Annotated in this window: 16 protein-coding genes; 4 read left to right on the forward strand and 12 right to left on the reverse strand. The window is 67.6% G+C overall.

The window, feature by feature from the left end:
• Together ARC63_RS00205 and ARC63_RS00210 are read left to right on the forward strand one after the other, a co-directional pair.
• Positions 1-671 (forward strand): S1/P1 nuclease (locus tag ARC63_RS00205; RefSeq protein WP_057502230.1); only part of this gene is annotated, 671 nt, incomplete at its 5' end.
• A gap of 11 nt (positions 672-682) precedes the next feature.
• Positions 683-1,483: an MBL fold metallo-hydrolase gene (locus tag ARC63_RS00210; protein WP_057502231.1), complete on the forward strand. Its 801-nt coding sequence runs from the start codon at positions 683-685 to the stop codon at positions 1,481-1,483.
• 57 nt (positions 1,484-1,540) lie between these two features.
• On the opposite strand, the gene ARC63_RS00215 is transcribed toward ARC63_RS00210, so the two are convergent.
• From ARC63_RS00215 to ARC63_RS00225, 3 genes are read right to left on the reverse strand one after another with little or no spacing between them, the layout of a single operon-like run.
• Positions 1,541-2,104: a hypothetical protein gene (locus ARC63_RS00215; RefSeq protein WP_049481686.1), complete on the reverse strand. Its 564-nt coding sequence runs from the start codon at positions 2,102-2,104 to the stop codon at positions 1,541-1,543.
• Complete coding sequence (locus ARC63_RS00220; RefSeq protein ID WP_057502232.1) at positions 2,101-3,342, reverse strand: M56 family metallopeptidase; 1,242 nt, start codon at positions 3,340-3,342, stop codon at positions 2,101-2,103. Before ARC63_RS00220 ends, ARC63_RS00215 begins: the two co-directional genes overlap by 4 nt.
• The gene (locus tag ARC63_RS00225) at positions 3,335-3,700 is read right to left on the reverse strand and encodes a BlaI/MecI/CopY family transcriptional regulator (protein ID WP_012481135.1); all 366 of its coding nucleotides are present in this window, start codon (positions 3,698-3,700) and stop codon (positions 3,335-3,337) included. Before ARC63_RS00225 ends, ARC63_RS00220 begins: the two co-directional genes overlap by 8 nt.
• Before the next feature lie 118 nt (positions 3,701-3,818).
• Between ARC63_RS00225 and ARC63_RS00230 the strand changes: the two genes are divergently transcribed.
• On the forward strand, positions 3,819-4,376 hold the full coding sequence (locus tag ARC63_RS00230; RefSeq protein WP_019660006.1) for a flavin reductase family protein: 558 nt from the start codon (positions 3,819-3,821) through the stop codon (positions 4,374-4,376).
• A 34-nt stretch (positions 4,377-4,410) separates the two neighbouring features.
• The gene (locus ARC63_RS00235) at positions 4,411-6,363 is read left to right on the forward strand and encodes an acetyl-CoA hydrolase/transferase C-terminal domain-containing protein (protein WP_057502233.1); all 1,953 of its coding nucleotides are present in this window, start codon (positions 4,411-4,413) and stop codon (positions 6,361-6,363) included.
• Positions 6,364-6,449: 86 nt separating this feature from the next.
• Here the strand turns inward: ARC63_RS00235 and ARC63_RS00240 are convergent, their stop codons facing one another.
• From ARC63_RS00240 to ARC63_RS00280, 9 genes are all read right to left on the reverse strand, one after another.
• Positions 6,450-6,755, reverse strand: coding sequence for a HigA family addiction module antitoxin (locus ARC63_RS00240; protein WP_010484074.1), 306 nt, complete (start codon positions 6,753-6,755; stop codon positions 6,450-6,452).
• A gap of 11 nt (positions 6,756-6,766) precedes the next feature.
• A complete protein-coding gene (locus ARC63_RS00245) occupies positions 6,767-7,045 on the reverse strand; it encodes a type II toxin-antitoxin system RelE/ParE family toxin (RefSeq protein WP_010484073.1) in 279 nt (92 codons plus the stop codon).
• Positions 7,046-7,317: 272 nt separating this feature from the next.
• A complete protein-coding gene (gene tkt, locus ARC63_RS00250; protein ID WP_010484072.1) occupies positions 7,318-9,315 on the reverse strand; it encodes a transketolase in 1,998 nt (665 codons plus the stop codon).
• 215 nt (positions 9,316-9,530) lie between these two features.
• Positions 9,531-10,850 carry a dicarboxylate/amino acid:cation symporter gene (locus ARC63_RS00255; RefSeq protein WP_043403118.1) on the reverse strand — a complete coding sequence of 440 codons (1,320 nt, stop codon included), beginning with the start codon at positions 10,848-10,850 and terminating at the stop codon, positions 9,531-9,533.
• A gap of 57 nt (positions 10,851-10,907) precedes the next feature.
• Positions 10,908-12,623 carry a BatD family protein gene (locus tag ARC63_RS00260; RefSeq protein ID WP_057502234.1) on the reverse strand — a complete coding sequence of 572 codons (1,716 nt, stop codon included), beginning with the start codon at positions 12,621-12,623 and terminating at the stop codon, positions 10,908-10,910.
• On the reverse strand, positions 12,620-14,458 hold the full coding sequence (locus ARC63_RS00265) for a tetratricopeptide repeat protein (RefSeq protein WP_057502250.1): 1,839 nt from the start codon (positions 14,456-14,458) through the stop codon (positions 12,620-12,622). The genes ARC63_RS00260 and ARC63_RS00265 overlap by 4 nt, the downstream gene beginning before the upstream one ends.
• Entirely contained in the window at positions 14,455-15,459 is a 1,005-nt protein-coding gene (locus tag ARC63_RS00270; protein ID WP_057502235.1) for a vWA domain-containing protein, read from the reverse strand. The genes ARC63_RS00265 and ARC63_RS00270 overlap by 4 nt, the downstream gene beginning before the upstream one ends.
• Entirely contained in the window at positions 15,456-15,905 is a 450-nt protein-coding gene (locus ARC63_RS00275) for a DUF4381 family protein (protein WP_057502236.1), read from the reverse strand. Before ARC63_RS00275 ends, ARC63_RS00270 begins: the two co-directional genes overlap by 4 nt.
• On the reverse strand, positions 15,902-16,831 hold the full coding sequence (locus ARC63_RS00280) for a DUF58 domain-containing protein (protein WP_043400365.1): 930 nt from the start codon (positions 16,829-16,831) through the stop codon (positions 15,902-15,904). The genes ARC63_RS00275 and ARC63_RS00280 overlap by 4 nt, the downstream gene beginning before the upstream one ends.
• Position 16,832 lies beyond the last annotated feature (1 nt).

The raw sequence follows: 16,832 nt of genomic DNA on the forward strand, positions 1-16,832 counted from the left end.
CCCACGGCGCGATGCTGGCCACCGAACCGGACGCCACGCTGGCCAGCATCGCGCCGTGGGCCGACCAGCTGCGCGCCAAGGACCCGGGCCTGGGCCGCCGCTCGGCCGGCTGGCACTACGTCAACATCGCCGAAGACAACTGCCACTACGAAGCACCGAAGCACTGCAAAAACGGCAACTGCATCGTCGAGGCCCTGAAGGCACAGAGCGCCATCCTCGGCGATCGCAGCCTGACCGACGGCGAGCGCCTGCAGGCGCTGAAGTTCGTGGTGCATCTGGTCGGCGACATCCACCAGCCGATGCACGCCGGTTACGCCCACGACAAGGGCGGCAACGATTTCCAGCTGCAGTTCGGCAACCGCGGTACCAACCTGCACTCGCTGTGGGACAGCGGCATGCTCAACACCCGCAAGCTGGACGACGCCGGCTACCTGCCGGTGCTGCAGAGCCAGCGCGCACCGAAGCTCGCGCGCCAGTCCAACCCGCAGCGCGACCCGCAGACGTGGGCCGAAGCCAGCTGCCGCATCTCCATGCAAGCTGGCGTTTATCCGGCCACGCGTAAAATCGGTGACGAATACACCGAGCGCTACCGGCCGCTGGCCGAAGCGCAGCTGCGACTGGCCGGTGAGAACCTGGCGCAGTTGCTGAACCGCGTGCTCGGCACGCGCTGAGGAGAGTTCCGATGTCGGTCCAGGTGCAGTCGTTCTTCCACCGTGACAGCAACACCTTCAGCTACCTGGTCAGCGACCCGGCCAGCGGCGAGGCGGCGCTGATCGACCCGGTCCTGGACTACGACCCGGATACCGATGCCAGCAGTGAAGCGCCGTTGCATGCCGCGTTGCAGGCCATCGAACACCAGGGCCTGCAGCTGCGCTGGCTGCTGGAAACCCATGCCCACGCCGACCATGTGTCGGCCGGGCGCCGGCTCAAGCAACGCTTCCCACAGGCCACGCTGGCCATCGGTGAAGGCATCCGCGCGGTGCAGGCTACGTTCGCACCGCGCTATGGGCTGCAGCTTCCCGTGGCCGATGAGATCTTCGACCACCTGTTCAGCGATGGCGAGACCTTCGCTTTGGGTGAACTGCGCTGCCAGGTGATCGCCGTGCCCGGCCACACCAGCGACAGCATCGCCTATCTGATCGACAATGCGCTGTTCACCGGCGACTCGCTGTTCATGCCCGACGGCGGCACTGCCCGCTGCGACTTCCCGGGCGGCGATGCCGCGCAGTTGTACCGCTCGATCCAGCGCCTGCTGGCCCTGCCCGATGCGACGCGCGTGTTTGTCTGCCACGACTACGGCCCCGGTGGCCGCGGGTTCGCCAACGAAACCACCATCGGCCAACAGCGCGCGCACAACATCCACGTGCACGACGGCGTAGCCGAGGCAGAGTTCGTCAGCGTGCGCCAGGCCCGCGATGCGACGCTGGAAGAACCGAAGCTGATGCAGCCCGCAGTGAAGGCCAACATCCAGGGCGGGGCCTGATCCACGCCGCTGCGCCCGCCGGGCATGGCCCGGCGCTACCCCGGTCATCGCGAGCGATCATTTTCCCTGCGTGCGCACCACGTGCTGGCCCTTCACGATCTCGAAGGTAAAGGCATATTGCAGGGTGACGGCCACCGGTTCGACACGCTCGGCGCCGCGGCAGTCACCGCGATTGGCAGGCACCTTGCCGGCCGCGAAGTGGCAGACCGCTGCGGACGAGTACTTCCACATCGCCACGGCTTCCTGCGCTGCCTGCAGCAGGGGCGCATTCTCGCCCGCAGCACCTGCCGCGCACTCCGGGCGATCGGTCAATGGCAGGCTGCGCTCGACGTCGCCGTTGGCATCAACCACCACCTGCAGGCAGATGGTGGTCGGCGCCAGTTCCGCGCGCGGGTCGCGATCACCGACCTCCGGGTCCGGTGCCGCGTACAGTTGCGGCATCCGGTAGCCCTCGGTCGCACCCAGCGAATACACCTGCAGCTGCCCACTGCCGCCGCCCGTCTGCGGCTGCAGGCGCTGGTGACCGACATTCTCGCTGCGGGTATCGACGGTGGTCAGGCGATCCTGGGTTGCACACCCCACCAGCAGCGCCGCCATCATCAACAGCGGCGCGGACTTCACTTCGCGTCCTCGGTGTCATCCATGGCGTAGGTGATCGGAATGCGTACGGCACCGGCCACCGGCTTGCCGTTCTTCACCGCGGGACGATAGGTCCAGCTGCGCGCGGCGGCGACGGAGACGGCGTCGAACACCCCCGGATTGGTCGCACTGAGTACCCGCACATCGGTCGGATGGCCCTGTGCATCCACTTCGATGCGCAGATTGACCACGCCTACCTGGCGTTGCTCGACGGCGGACTTCGGATAGGACGGCGGCGGCATCTTGTCCACCTGGATCGGCCGGTCCAACCCCGCCTTGGCCGCATCGTCCTGCGCATGTTCGAACGGCTCGACACCGATCCGGGTGCCACCGGCCGCACCGCCCTGGCTGGCCCATGCCACCGCCCCCATGCCCACACACAACCCGACCACCAGCACCTGCCCGGACACCCACGGCAATGCCTTCCGCTTGGACTGCTTCAACATGGCGATACGCTCCTTCAACACGGGTTGGCTGCGCCAATGGCAAACCGCGGGCGCAACCGGGTGGACCAGCTGCGCCTTCAGCAGCGTGCTGGCATAGAGGCCGCGCAGCGCAGGCTGCGGACCGATGGTTCGGGCATCGCAGGCCAATTCCTGATCGCGCAGGAAGCGGCGTGCCGCCCATGGCAGCAGCGGGTGGAACCAGAACACCACGCGCGCCAGCAGCAGCGCGCCGTTGGCCCAGTGATCGCCATGGCGGCGATGGCTGCGCTCGTGCTGCAGGATCAGCCCCTGTTCCTGTGCGCTGAACTGCTGGTCGAATGCCGGACCGACCACGATGCGCGGCCGCCACAGGCCAACCAGGGCCGGCAGGCCGGGGTCGCCGCTGGCCTGCCAGCTGCCATCGGCGCGCGGCTTCAGTGGGCCCATCCGCCGTTCAAAACGACGCTGTGCGCGCAGGTCGCGCAGCAGGCACAGGCCCGTGCCCAATGCCCACAGCACCAGCAACAGCCCGGCCCATGGCAACGACGGCCCGTTCAGGGCATCGATGGCACCGGGCATCACTTTCAGCGGCAGCGTGGGCACCTGCTGCAACAACGCAACCTGCGGCAACGGCAGCATCAGTGCCACCAGCAGCATCGGCAGCAGCCACCAGCTGCGGTAGGCCAGCCCCGCGCCGCCCATCCGCACCAGCAGCGGTCGCATTACTGCCAGCAGGACCGCGCCCACCGCCAGCCACAGGCTGGCCTGCCACAATCCGTCGAGCAGCTCAGTCATGGTCCAGCTCCTGGATCAGCTTCTTCAGTTCGGCGATGTCCTGCGCGCTCAACTGGCCGCGCTCGCTGAAGTGCGCGACCAGCGGCGCCACGCGCCCCTCGAAGACACGCCCGATGAAGTCCTGGCTCTGCGCCTCCACCCATGCCTGGCGCTGCAGCAGCGGCCGGTACAGGTAGCGCCGGCCATCGCGCTCGGCGGCGATCGCGCCCTTGGTCAGCAGGCGGTTGAGCAGGGTCTTGATGGTCGGCTCGGCCCAGTCGCGGTGGGCCAGCGCGGCGACCACTTCGTCGGCGCTACGCGGTGCCTGCTGCCACAGCACCTCCATCACAACGGCTTCGGCTTCGCTGATCGGGGTCATGGTTTACATCCGTAATCGACAGCCCGATTACCCGCGTAATCGAATCATCTGTCAAGCCCCTCGACTCCGGGTTCATCCCGGCTGCGCCAGCATCGATTCCTCCCGCCCCAGGCCCCGGATGAAAGCGCTGTCCAAGAAGGATTTCCCGGTCGAGCAGGCGCGCCGCTTCCTCGAACCCGGCCCGATCGTGCTGGTCAGTACCGCGTGGCAGGGCCAGCGCAACCTGATGACGATGGGCTGGCACATGGTGATGGGCTTTTCGCCGTCGCTGGTCGCCACCTACCTGTGGAATGAAAACCACAGCCATGCACTGGCCGTCAGTAGTGGCGAGTGCGTGATCAACGTACCCGGCGTGGAGCTGCTCGATACCGTGGTCGACATCGGCAACTGCAGCGGCCGCGAGGTCGACAAGTTCGCGCGTTTCGGGCTGGATGCAGTACCTGCGCGCGAGGTTGGCGCGCCGCTGGTCGGACAATGCCATTCGTGCTTCGAATGCCGTCTTTACGACGACAGCCAGGTGCAATCGAGCAACCTGTTCATCTGGGAAATCGTGCGTGCCCACGTCGCGCCACGGCCGAAGCTGCCGCGCACGGTGCATTACCGCGGCGATGGGCAGTTCATGGTGTCCGGCGCGGAAGTCTCGCGTCGACGGCGGTTCAAGCCCGACATGCTGTAATGCCAGCACTCCCCCATACGCAGGACCGCCCCGCATGACCGAACACGTCACCGACCTGGACGCCGCCGTCGACTGGTTGTTTGCGCGCGTGGACGGGCCGTTGCGGATCGGAGCACCGCTGGCGCTGGGCAAGCCGCACCGGCTGCTCAATGCCCTCTACGCACGCGTCGAGCACGACCCTTCGCGGCCGCTGCAGCTGTATACCGCACTGTCGCTGAATCCGCCGAAGGCGCGCGGCAACGGTCTGGAAGCGCGCTTCATGGCACCGTTCGCGCAGCGCCATTTCGGCGATGATTTCCCGCGCCTGGCCTATGCCGATGCGATCGCGCGCGACGCGTTGCCGGCACATGTGCAGGTGGAAGAGTTCTACATGCAGTCCGGCGCCCTGCTCGGTTCGCGGCAGGCGCAGTCCAGCTACACCAGCCTGAACTACACCCACGCCGCCGATGCGGTCGCCCAGCGCGCGCCGCAGGTGATCGTGCAGAAGGTGGCGATGCGGCCGGATGACCGTCGGCTGTCGTTGTCGTGCAACAACGACATCACCCAGGACACCCTGGATGCGATGACCGCGCGCGGCCTGCCGCGCCCATTGATGATCGCCGAGATCGATCCGCAGCTGCCCTATCTGGGCGGCTCGGCAACGGTCGATGTGTCGTTCTTCGATCTGGTGATCACTCCGCCACCGCCGTACCCGGCGCTGTTCGGGCTGCCGCGGCAGCCGGTCGGCGATGCCGACTACGCCATCGGCCTGTACGCCAGCACGCTGGTGCGCGACGGCGGCACCCTGCAGATCGGTATCGGCACGCTGGCCGATGCACTCAGCCATGCGCTTGTGCTGCGCCACACCGACAACGCCCGCTACCGCCGCGTGCTGCACGCGCTGGATCCGCAGCTGGCCAGCCACCCGCTGGTGCAGGAGATCGGCGGGCTGGATCCGTTCGAAGTGGGCCTGTACGGCTGCAGCGAGATGCTCAACGAGGGCTTCCGCCGGCTGGTGCAGACCGGGGTGATCAAGCGCAAGGTGCACGACGACCTGGCGCTGATGCAGCGCATCGAAAATGGCAGCACGCTGTCCATCGACCACGCCACCCTGGCCGCCGAGGGCGAGTACCTGCACGGCGCGTTCTACCTGGGCTCGCCGGAGTTCTACGAGTGGTTGCGCACGCTGCCGGAAGATGAATGCCGGGCGATCGGCATGCGCCGCATCAGCGAGATCAACCAGCTGTACGGTGGCAACGAGACGCTGGAACGCCTGCAGCGCCGGCACGCGCGCTTCTTCAACTCCTGCATGATGGCCACCGCGCTGGGCGCGGCGGTATCGGATGCGCTGGACGATGGACGCGTGGTGTCCGGCGTGGGCGGCCAGTACAACTTCGTGGCGATGGCACATGCCCTGCCGGAAGCGCGCAGCGTGCTGATGTTCCGCGCCGCGCGCGATGACAAGGGCCGGCGTGAATCCAACGTGCGCTGGAACTACGGCCACACCACCATCCCGCGCCACCTGCGCGACATCTACCTGAACGAGTACGGCATCGCCGACCTGCGCGGTCTGACCGACGAGGACTGCGTGCATGCGATGACCGCGATCACCGAAGCCCCGTTCCAGGGCGATCTGCTGCAGCAGGCACATGCCGCGCGCAAGCTGCTGGCGACCGCGCAACCGCACCCGGTGCGCCTGCAGCGCAATACGCCGCAGGCATTGGCGGCAGCGCTGGCACCGTTCCGCGCCGATGGCAGCCTGCCGGACTATCCGTTGGGCAGCGACTTCAACGAGATCGAGCAGGTGCTGGTGAAAGCGCTGGGTTGGCTGAAGGCCAACACGCAGACCCGCGGCGACAAGCTGCGTACCGTCTGGGCAGCGTTGCGGCAACCGGCCGGCGACGGCGATGCGGTGTACCTGCAGCGCATGGGCCTGCAGGCTCCGACGGATTTCGCAGAGCGCCTGGACGCGCGACTGCTGCGCCTGGCGCTGGCACGCACTGCCTGAGAAAAGGGGACGGAGGGGATCAAGTCGTTCATGCACAGACGACTTGATCCCCTCCGTCCCCTTCTTTATTCATGCATGGCGCGGATCTACTGTCCGATCCTCACTGCATCCTCAAGATACAGGCGGGCAATGGGCGGATGCTCTCGATGCTCGACCTGCCACAGGTCATAGGCCGCCTGCATCGCCAGCCACATACGAGCACTGCCGAGGCCCGCAAGTTCAAGACGGTACGCGAGTTCAGCAGAGATGCCGGCGTGCCCGTTGATGATGGTCGACAGCTGTCCACGGGAATAACCAAGGTGCTGCGCCAGCGCACTGATGGACATGCTGATCGCCGGCAGGATGTCTTCGCGCAGCGATTCTCCTGGATGCGGCGGATCATGCAACGGCATCGAGCAGACTCCTAGTGGTAATCAAGGTAATCGACCAGTTCGACGTCGAGCCCACGAAAGCGGAACACCAATCGCCAACTCGCCGAGACATTCACAGCCCAGTAGCCGCTATAGCTTCCGTGCAGGGGATGCAGGCGATTTCCGGGCAGCCCCATGTCTCCAGGCAGCCGGGCTTGATCCAACTGCAGAAGCAAACGCCGCAACCGAGCCACATGATCGGCACGGACTCCGGAAATGTCGCCCCGCTCATAGAGCGCCTTCAGGCCCTTATGCCTGAAGCTGACGATCATGCAGCACCAGTGTAAGGCCACACCTTACACTCCGCAAATCCAGTATAGGTTTCTGCGCCGCGCTTGTTGACCATTTTTTGCTATTGAGGTTGTCTCGGCAGACTCTCCTTTTCGCAAGGAACGCAGGCCAGATGAAGAGGCCAACGCGACAGCGGCGCCGTCGGGCGGAACACGCCGTCCCCTTTTCTCGTCCACGCATGGCGTGGATCTACCCAGGAAAACGAGAAAGGCCGGCTTGCGCCGGCCTTTCCTTCATCACGCTGCGATGCTGCTTACAGCGCCTTGGCAGCTTCCACCACGTGGGCGGTGGTGATGCCGAAGTGCTTGTACAGCTGGTCGGCCGGGGCCGAGGCACCGAAGGTGTCGATACCGATCACGGCACCGTCCAGGCCGACGAACTGGCGCCAGAAACCGGTGACGCCAGCTTCCACGGCCACGCGCTTGCGCACGGCGTTCGGCAGCACCGATTCACGGTAGGCCGCATCCTGGCGCAGGAACACGTCCGTGGACGGCATCGAGACCACGCGGGTCTTGAGGCCGGCCGCATCCAGCTGGGCCTTGGCTTCGGTGGCCAGCGAGACTTCCGAACCGGTGGCGATCAGGATCACGTCCGGGGTACCGGCGGCATCGGCCAGCACGTAGCCACCGCGCTCGATCTGGGCGATCTGCTCGGCGTTGCGCGGCTGGTGCGGCAGGTTCTGGCGGCTGAACACCAGGCAGCTCGGGCCGTCCTGGCGGGTGATCGCGGCCTTCCAGCTCACCGCCGACTCGACCGCATCGCACGGACGCCACACGTCGTTGTTCGGGATGTAGCGCAGCGAAGCCAGGTGCTCCACCGGCTGGTGGGTCGGGCCGTCTTCGCCCAGGCCGATCGAATCGTGGGTGTAGACGTGGATGGCGTGGGCCGGAATCAGCGCGCTCATGCGCACGCCGTTGCGGGCGTAGTCGCTGAACACCAGGAAGGTGGCGTCGAACGGAATGAAGCCACCGTGCAGGGCCAGGCCATTGGCAATGGCGGTCATGCCGAACTCGCGCACGCCGTAGTACACGTAGTTGGCGTTGGCGTCGTCGCTGGCGACCGACTTGCTGCCCTTCCACAGGGTCAGGTTGGAGTGCGCCAGGTCGGCCGAGCCGCCGACGATTTCCGGCAACAGCGGGGCATAGGCTTCAATGGCCAGCTGCGAGGCCTTGCGCGAGGCGATCGTCGGGCCTTCAGCCGCCACCTGGGCGATGTAGGCATCGGCCTTGGCAACGAAGTCGGCCGGCAGTTCGCCGTGCGAACGACGGGTCAGTTCGGCGGCCTCGCCCGGGTACTGGCTGGCGTACTTGTCGAACAGCTGTTCCCACTCGGCCTGGCGCAGGGTGCCGGCGCCATTGGCGCGCCAGCCGTCGTAGATCGCCTGCGGGATCTCGAACGGACCGTACTCCCAGCCCAGCTGCTTGCGGGTGGCTTCCAGTTCGTCCTTGCCCAGCGGTGCGCCGTGGCTGGATTCCTTGCCCGCCTTGTTCGGCGAACCAAAACCAATGGTGGTGCGGCAGCAGATCAGGGTCGGCTTGTCGCTCTGCGACAGCGCGGCCTCGATGCCGGCCTTGATGCTTTCCGGGTCGTGGCCATCGACGTCACGGACCACGTTCCAGCCATAGGCTTCGAAACGCTCCGGGGTGTTGTCGGTGAACCAGCCCTCGACGTTGCCGTCGATGGAGATGTGGTTGTTGTCCCAGAAGCAGACCAGCTTGTGCAGGCCCCAGGTACCGGCCAGCGACGCCGCTTCATGCGACACGCCTTCCATCAGGCAGCCATCGCCCATGAACACCCAGGTGCGGTGGTCGACCACTTCCAGCTCCGGGCGGTTGAAGCGCTGTGCCAGCAGCTTCTCGGCCAGGGCGAAGCCCACGGCGTTGGCGAAACCCTGGCCCAGCGGGCCGGTGGTGGTTTCCACGCCCGGGGTCTCATGGCGTTCCGGGTGGCCGGCGGTGTGGCTTCCCAGCTGGCGGAACAGCTTCAGCTGCTCGATCGGCAGGTCGTAACCGCTCAGGTGCAGCAGCGCGTACTGCAGCATCGAACCGTGGCCGTTGGACAGCACGAAACGGTCGCGGTTGAACCAGTGCGGATTGCTCGGGTTATGGCGGAGGTAGTCGTTCCAGAGGACTTCGGCGATGTCGGCCATGCCCATGGGCATGCCGGGGTGGCCGGACTTTGCGGTTTCAACCGCATCGGCGGCAAGGAAGCGGATGGCGTTGGCCAACTGGCGACGGGTAGGCTGCGTCATGGTTCTGTCGGAATCGGGAGGCGGCCGCGGACGTGCGGGCGGCCTATTGTCCCATAGTCGCCGGGCGGGGGGTCGGTTCACCTTGTCCGGTAGTGCCGGCCGCTGGCCGGCACTTTCATGATCTCCGCCGGATTCCGCATGTGAAAAGGGGTCGGATACCTTTCCCTGCGGAAAGGAATCCGACCCCGATCAGGTCGCCAGCAGTGGCCTTGGACTCAGTCCTGGTGGGGCGTAAGCGCCGGGCCGTCGTGGGACTCGCCCTTGGCCACCAGGGTGGTCAGGGCCAGGTCGCCGGTCACGTTCAGGGCGGTACGGCACATGTCCAGGAAGTGGTTCACGCCCAGGATCAGGCCGATGCCCAGCGGGTTCACGCCCACCATCGCGCAGATCATCGCCACCACCGGCAGCGAGCCCGACGGCACGCCGGCCGTGCCGATGCCACCGAGGATGCAGACCGCCATCACCATGATCTGCTGGCCGATGCTCAGGTCCACGCCAAAGAACTGGGCCAGGAAAATCACCGTCACGCCCTCGAACAGCGCAGTGCCGTTCTGGTTGGCGGTAGCGCCCACGGTCAGCACGAAGCGCGACACGCGCTGCGGCAGGCCCATCTGGTCGGCCACGCGCAGCGCGGTCGGCAGGGTGGCGTTGCTGGAGGCGGTGGAGAACGCCATCACCGTCGCTTCCTGGGTATCGCGGAAGAACGACAGCGGCGAGCGGCCGGACAGCCACACGGCGGTGCCGTAGGTCACGATCATGTGCAGGCCCAGCGCGAGCACCACCACGCCCACGTAGGCGCCCAGGCGGATGATCAGTTCGAAGCCGAACAGCGCGGCCAGGTTGAACATGAAGCAGGCCACCGCATACGGGGCCAGGCGGATGACCAGGTTGATCAGGGTCATCGAGATTTCGAACACGCCTTCGATGGCGCGGCGCAGCGGTGCGACCTTCTCGTTGTCGGTCAGCACCATGCCGATGCCGAACATCAGCGCGAAGAACATCAGCGACAGGATCGCACCGTTATCCGATGCAGCCTGCAGCACGTTGCTCGGCACGATCGACAGCAGCATGTCCATGCCCTTCGGCGTGCCATGGATGCCTGCAACGATTTCCTTGCTGCGCTCGGCGTTCTCCGACAGCATCATCGCGGCGACCTGCGGGTCGACGCCGGCACCCGGCTTGAGCAGGTTGACCAGCACCAGGCCGATGCCCACGGCAATGCCGGACAGCAGCACGGTATACGCCAGGGTCTTCCAGCCGATGCGGCCGAGGGCGCGGATGTCGCCCATCTCCGACACGCCCATGATCAGCGCCGAGAAGATCAGCGGCACGATCAGCATGAAGATCAGGTTGAGGAACAGGCCCGACGCCGGGGTGGTGATGTAGTCCATTACCCACTTGGCACCGGCCTGCAGACCATCGACGCTGCCACCCAGGGCGTGCACGATCAGTCCCAGGATCAGGCCGATCGCAAAGCCGATGCCCATCTTCCAATGCAGGGGCAACTTCTTCTTGTCGGCAGCAGCTGCTGTCATGCGCGGGTTTCCTCGAAAAATGAATGCACTCTAACAAAGCGCGCAAGCGGCGCCGGTTCAGGTTCGCCGCGGTGGATACAGCGGCGCCAGGCCAGTGTCGGCGGGGCCGGCAGCCGCCGACCAGTGCGGTCCGTCACGGAAGACCCCGCGCAGGCGCGTGCGCAGCGGCGCCAGATCACCCTGCCCGCCCCAGCGGGCCTGTTGCAGGTCCTGCAGCACCTGGCGCTGGGCCGGGTCATCCAACCGCGCGATGACCTGCTCAATGCGTTCAACGCCGGCCATCGCGCATAGCTGAGTTTCTACCTGATCGAAGCCTTCACCATCCAGCGCGCGGCGCAGTTCGGCCAGGCCGGCACGTCCAGTCGCCACAGCCGGCACAGCCCCCCTGCCCGCCTCAGGCGGCGCCACGCGCGGGCGACGGCCACGCTGCCAACCCCACAGCAGGGTCAGCAGCCACAGCAGCGCCAGGCCGATGGCGGCGCCCATCCATGGCCACGGACGCTCGGCCAGGCCGCTGGCGCGCGGATCGGTAGCCGCGATACGGCTGTCCTGGCCATCGCCCCCCGGCAGCGCAGCATCTGTGTCGATCGGCGGCAGCGGCGCAGGTGAAGCACTGCCACCGCCATTACCGGCTGCGACGGCGAGTGTCAGGTCCGGCAGCTTCGCTTCCTGTGGCTTGCCCGCACGAACATCCCACCACGGCAGGCGCGGCCCCGGCACCACCAGCGAACCCGGCTGGCGCGGCACGATCGAATAACGGCGGGTGATCTTCAGGCGCGGCGTGCTGCCGTTGAAGGTCTCTTCGTACTGCGCCGGTTCGGCGAACACCTGTGCGGCGCTGCCGACGTCGGGCACCGGCAGGTCGGTGAACTGCGCGCGGGTGGCACCGTCGGCAATCGCCTCGACCACCACGTTGGCCGCCTCACCGGTACGTGCGCTGGTCGGTGCACTGGTGTAGCGCAGCTGCAGGCCCTGCAGCGGCAGCCACGGCTGCGGCGCCTGTGCCGGCTGTGCCTGTACCTGCAACGTGCGGTCGGCGCCGGTGGCATTCATCCGCCCGTCGCCGCCGCCAAAGAAGTCGTCGAAGAAGCCACCGGCACTGCGCCCACTGAAACGCGCACCGGCCAGCCGAAGTGCACCGCTGCGCTCAGGAATCAGCAGGAAGCGCCGCTCGACCACGTTGTAGCGGCGGCCATTGACCTGCCGCACATCGGTGCGGTCATCGCCCACCCGCTGCAACGACGCACCGGCCGGGGTATCCAGCACCAGTTCGCCGGAGGCCAGCTGCGAAGCGAAATACAACCGCACCACCACGCCTACGCTCTGCTGCACATACGGCGTCTCGTCATCGACGACGGTTTCGATGAAGGCCACTGCGTTGCTGTCGGGGCCGGCCACGGCAGCGGCATCCACCTGCAGGGTCAACGGCGCAGTACGTACGCTGCCCACCTGCAGGCCCGGCACCACCAGTGCACCGCTACGCCGCGGCGTGAGTGCCACGCCATACAGATTGCGCTGCTGCATGCTGCCATTGCTCCACTCCACCTGACGGCTGCTGGTCTGGCCGCTGAGATCGAAATCGGTACGCAACGGCGTGAAGTCTGGCGCGCCCTGATCGCTCTCGACATTGAGGGTGACCGTGTCGCCCATCGCGATGCGGTCGCGGTCCAGCCACGCGCGCGGCTGCGCCCACGCCAGCAGCGGCAGCCACAGCAGTAGTGCCGCCAACACCTGCAGCGGCCAGCGCCCGTGCATGTTCGTCGCCCGCGTCATCGCCCTTCCCTCTTCCTGCGTTCGTTTTCCAGCTGGAACTTGGCCCGCAGCAATGCGCCCGGATCATCCGGTACGCGCCGCATCCACGCCTCCACCGCCTGTTGCTCCTCGCGTTGGCGCGGGGTGGTGCCGTCGCTGCCTGGCACGGGCTTGCCATCCTGTTCGCCCTTGCCCTCACGTGCCTGCTGCATTGCCTGCTGCATGCGCTGGCGCTGCTGCTCATCCGCCTGGGCCTGTGCCTTGGCATCCTCCACCTGTGGTGGCGCCTGCTGTCCATCGCGCCCGCGCTCGCCGGGCTGCGGGCTCGACGGGTTCTTGTCGTCACCGGGCTTGGGCTGCCCCTGCTGGCCCGGTTGCGGCTGGCCCTGGCCGGGATTCTGCTGGCCCTGCTGCGGCTGCTGGCCCTGCGGATTCTGCTGCCCCTGGCCGTTCTGCGGTGGCTTCTGCTGCCCGTTCTGCGGTGGCTTCTGCTGATCCTGGCCTTTGCCACCCGACTGCTTGCGCTTGCGCGCGGCATCGACCACGGCGCGGTTGGCGACCGCGTCGGCCATGCCGGGATGCAGTGCCAGCGCGCGGTCGTAGGCGGCAATGGCTTCGTCGTAGTTGCCTTGGCGGGCCAGTGCATTGGCCAGGTTGTACCAGCCCGCATCGCTGTCGATGCCCTCGAACTGCTTGCGGGCACTGGCGAAATCGCCATTGCGGTACGCCTGCGCACCTTCGGCCAGACGCTGGTGCTGCACCTGGTCGGCGCGCTTCCAGAGTGTGCCCTGCACCGGCGGTGAAGCCGGCACGGCGGGTGCCTGCGCCTGCACATCACTCATCCACGGCAGCAGGCCCACCGCCAGCACCGCCGCCAGCAGCGCGCGGCGGCGGAAGGCCAGCAGCGCCAGCAGCATCACCGGTGGCAGCAGCCAGAACCCTTCATCACGCCATTGCTTGCCCTCCCCGGGCCGCTGCGCCGCAGTACCTTCGCGTGCATCCAGTACACCCAGTGCGCGCAGATCACTGTCATCGGCGGCGATGCGGGCATAGCGGCCACCACCGGCCGTAGCCACCGCACGCAGGCTGCCTTCATCCAGCGTGGCCTGGCGGATCTGCCCACTGCCATCCCGGTACGCCGCACCGGCAGATGTGCCCAGGCCCAGTACCGACACCTGCAGGCCGAGGCTGCGCGCCTGCGCGGCGGCCAGTGCCGCTTCATCATCCGCCTGATCGCTGACCAGCAGGATCTGCCCCCGCAATGCCCCGATCTGGCGCATCAACCGCGTCGCCCAGTCGATACCGCGGTCGGCACGCTGGCCGTCGCGTGGCATCACATCCGGCGACAACGCGTCCAGATACAGCGCAACGTTGCTGCCGTCGTCGGTCAGCGGCGCCACGGTGTAGGCATCCTCGGCGTAGACCACCAGGCCCACCTGTCCGCCCTGGCGGGCACGCAGCAGCTCACCCACTTTCGCCCGGGCCTGCAGCAGGCGCGACGGCGGCAGGTCGGTGGCATTGATCCGGCTGGACAGATCCAGCACGACCAGCAGCGGTGCGCTGGCCTGGAACATCGGCTGTGCCTGCTGGCGCCAGCTCGGCCCGGCCATGGCCAGCGAGGCCAGCGTCCAGCCCAGCAGCACGGCCCAGGGCAGGCGTGCACGGCGGCGCGTGCCCGCAGCCAGCAGATGCGGCAACAGGTGGGCATCGACTGCTGTTCGCCACACATCGCTGCGCCGCTGCCGGTACAACGCCAGCGCGAGGATCAGCGGCAATGCCAGCAAGGCCCACAGCCATTCCGGGCGCAGGAAGTGCAGCGCATTCCAGTCGGGAAGATGGGATGCCAACGCGATCATCGGCGGCGCTCCGGCCACACCCATGCCAACGCACCCAGCAACAACGCCAGGCCCAACGGCCAGGCATAGCGCTCCTCGCGCGGTCGCAGGCTTGGCCCCTTCGCCGCGATCGGCTCCAGCCGGTCCAGTTCGGCGTAGATGCCGGCCAGCTGCGCGGTATCGCGGGCGCGGAAGAACTGGCCACCGGTCATGCTGGCAATCTTTTTCAACGTGGCCTCGTCGACCGGATCCTGGTCGGCGGAAATGGGAATGCCGAACAGGCGCATGCTGCCATCGCCACCAAACGCGACGGTGTGGATGCGTACACCTTCGGCGCGGGCCACTTCCGCCGCACGCAGCGGCTCCAGCACCCCGGCGTTGCTGACGCCGTCGGTCAGCAGGATCAGCACGCGCTGCCCCTCCGGTTGGCTGCGCAGGCGTTTCACTGCCAGGCCGATGGCATCACCGATGGCCGTCTCGCGCCCGGCCAGGCCGACCACGCTGTCGCGCAGCTGGTCGCGCACGCTGGCCAGATCGGCAGTAAGCGGCGTAAGCGTGTAGGCGCGGTCGCCGAAGATCAGCAGGCCGATGCGATCACCGGCACGACGATCAAGGAAATCGGCGAGCACGGCCTTGGCCGCGGTCAGGCGATCCACCGCCTGCCCGCCCAGCACCATGTCGCCCTCGCCCATGCTGCCGGACACGTCCATCGCCAGCATCATCTGCCGGCCCTGCTGCGGCGGGGTGATGGCCTCGCCCAACTGCTGCGGGCGCGTGAGTGCGATGCACAGCGCGCACCAGCCCAGCCACAACAGCAGCGTGTGCAGCCACGACACATCGACGCGGCCGCCACCGGCCAGCGCTTCCAGTTCCGTCGCTGCATAGGGCACGCGCAGCGCAGCGCCGGGGTCGGCACGACGCTTCCACCAGCGCATCAGCAACGGCAACGGCAGCGCCAGCAGGGCCAGCGGCCACGCCAGCTGAAGGTCCGGCCATGGCCAGTAACTTGCCAGCAGGTTCATCGGCGGCGCTCCAGCAGCATGGCCAGGTAGCGCTCGCGCGCCCAGCTGCGCAGCGCCGCCACATCGTTGGCGTCCACCCGCGGGCGATAGGCACCTTCGGCCAGCAGACTGCGACGTGCCGCGGGCAGCGTGCCTTCCGGATCCACGCGCTGCCACCAGGCGTCATCGCGCAGGGATTCACTGCCGGGCTGTGCCTGGCGTGCAGCGCGACGCAGCAGCCCTGCGATCGCCGCCAGTTCGGCAGCCGCATCGGCGGTGGTTGCCAGCTCCTGATCAAACAGCTGCAACCAGCGCTGGCTGCGTCGGCGGCGCTGCCACCACAGGAAGGCCATCGCCACCAGCAACAGCAGCACCACGCCGCCGATCATCAGATAGCCCGGTGCCGGTGGCCACCACGATGGGGCCGGCGGCAGCTGCACATCGCGCAGCGGCAGGTTCGCGCTCATGCCGGCACCTCGGTGGGTGATGGTGCCAGCCAGGCATCGCTGGGCGCATCGGTGGACAGCACCTGTACGTCGACGCGGCGCGCGCCGAGCTGGCGCCGCAGTTCCTGCAGCGGCTCGACAAAATGCGCCTGCCAGTGCGCCTGCACTTCGCTGCGGCGCAGGTCGAGGCCGATGCGCTGGTGCAGGGTCTGGAACTGCAGCGCGGCCGACGGAGGCTGCAGTTCCAATGGATCGACCAGCAGCACCAGGCTGAGGTCATGGTGCTGGGCCAACGCGCTCCAGCGCGCAGGCGGAATACGGATGGCCTGCTGCGGATCGGCCAGCACCAGCACACGTGCACCGGGGCGCAGGACGCGACCGGCATGGTCCAGCGCGCGTTCCAGGCCAAGGTCATCGGCCGGGGGCTGCGCATACCAGCGGGTGAGCGCATCCAGCACGCGCAGCACGCCGCGCGGGCCTCCTGCCGGTGCGATCGGTGGTTCACGGTCGCTGCCACGCAGGGCTCCGATGCGATCGCCACGACGTTGCGCCGACCACGCGGCGACGGCGCCTGCACGTGCGGCCTGCACCGATTTGAAGCGCACGCGGGTGCCGAAGTACAGGGCCGGCGAGGTATCGGCCACGATCAGGCTGACCCGCTCGCGTTCGGCCTGGAACAGTTTGGTATGGGCACGACCGGTCCGTGCGGTCACCCGCCAGTCGATATGCCGCGCATCATCACCGGCCACGTACTCGCGTGACTCGGCATATTCCATGCCACGCCCACGCAGCGGTGACGGCGCCTGCCCGGCGTTGCCGGCACGGCCACGGCGTGGCGGCGGCGGACGCTGTGCAAGGCGGCGCAGCGCCACCAGTTCGGACAGCTGCGGGCGCAGCCCGTCACCGTCGCTGACGGAGGAGGCGTGGTCCAGGGATGGATCGGTCATG

The sequence above is a fragment of the Stenotrophomonas geniculata ATCC 19374 = JCM 13324 genome (assembly GCF_001431625.1).
Lineage (GTDB): Bacteria > Pseudomonadota > Gammaproteobacteria > Xanthomonadales > Xanthomonadaceae > Stenotrophomonas > Stenotrophomonas geniculata.

Bases quoted from the DNA above. Each gene is read 5' to 3' on its own strand.
- ARC63_RS00220 (WP_057502232.1), bottom strand. From the start codon at position 3,342: ATGACTGAGCTGCTCGACGGATTGTGGCAGGCCAGCCTGTGGCTGGCG.
- ARC63_RS00280 (WP_043400365.1), bottom strand. From the start codon at position 16,831: ATGACCGATCCATCCCTGGACCACGCCTCCTCCGTCAGCGACGGTGAC.
- ARC63_RS00270 (WP_057502235.1), bottom strand. From the start codon at position 15,459: ATGAACCTGCTGGCAAGTTACTGGCCATGGCCGGACCTTCAGCTGGCG.
- ARC63_RS00225 (WP_012481135.1), bottom strand. From the start codon at position 3,700: ATGACCCCGATCAGCGAAGCCGAAGCCGTTGTGATGGAGGTGCTGTGG.
- ARC63_RS00210 (WP_057502231.1), top strand. From the start codon at position 683: ATGTCGGTCCAGGTGCAGTCGTTCTTCCACCGTGACAGCAACACCTTC.
- ARC63_RS00255 (WP_043403118.1), bottom strand. From the start codon at position 10,850: ATGACAGCAGCTGCTGCCGACAAGAAGAAGTTGCCCCTGCATTGGAAG.
- ARC63_RS00230 (WP_019660006.1), top strand. From the start codon at position 3,819: ATGAAAGCGCTGTCCAAGAAGGATTTCCCGGTCGAGCAGGCGCGCCGC.
- tkt (WP_010484072.1), bottom strand. From the start codon at position 9,315: ATGACGCAGCCTACCCGTCGCCAGTTGGCCAACGCCATCCGCTTCCTT.
- ARC63_RS00235 (WP_057502233.1), top strand. From the start codon at position 4,411: ATGACCGAACACGTCACCGACCTGGACGCCGCCGTCGACTGGTTGTTT.
- ARC63_RS00275 (WP_057502236.1), bottom strand. From the start codon at position 15,905: ATGAGCGCGAACCTGCCGCTGCGCGATGTGCAGCTGCCGCCGGCCCCA.
- ARC63_RS00240 (WP_010484074.1), bottom strand. From the start codon at position 6,755: ATGCCGTTGCATGATCCGCCGCATCCAGGAGAATCGCTGCGCGAAGAC.
- ARC63_RS00260 (WP_057502234.1), bottom strand. From the start codon at position 12,623: ATGACGCGGGCGACGAACATGCACGGGCGCTGGCCGCTGCAGGTGTTG.
- ARC63_RS00265 (WP_057502250.1), bottom strand. From the start codon at position 14,458: ATGATCGCGTTGGCATCCCATCTTCCCGACTGGAATGCGCTGCACTTC.
- ARC63_RS00245 (WP_010484073.1), bottom strand. From the start codon at position 7,045: ATGATCGTCAGCTTCAGGCATAAGGGCCTGAAGGCGCTCTATGAGCGG.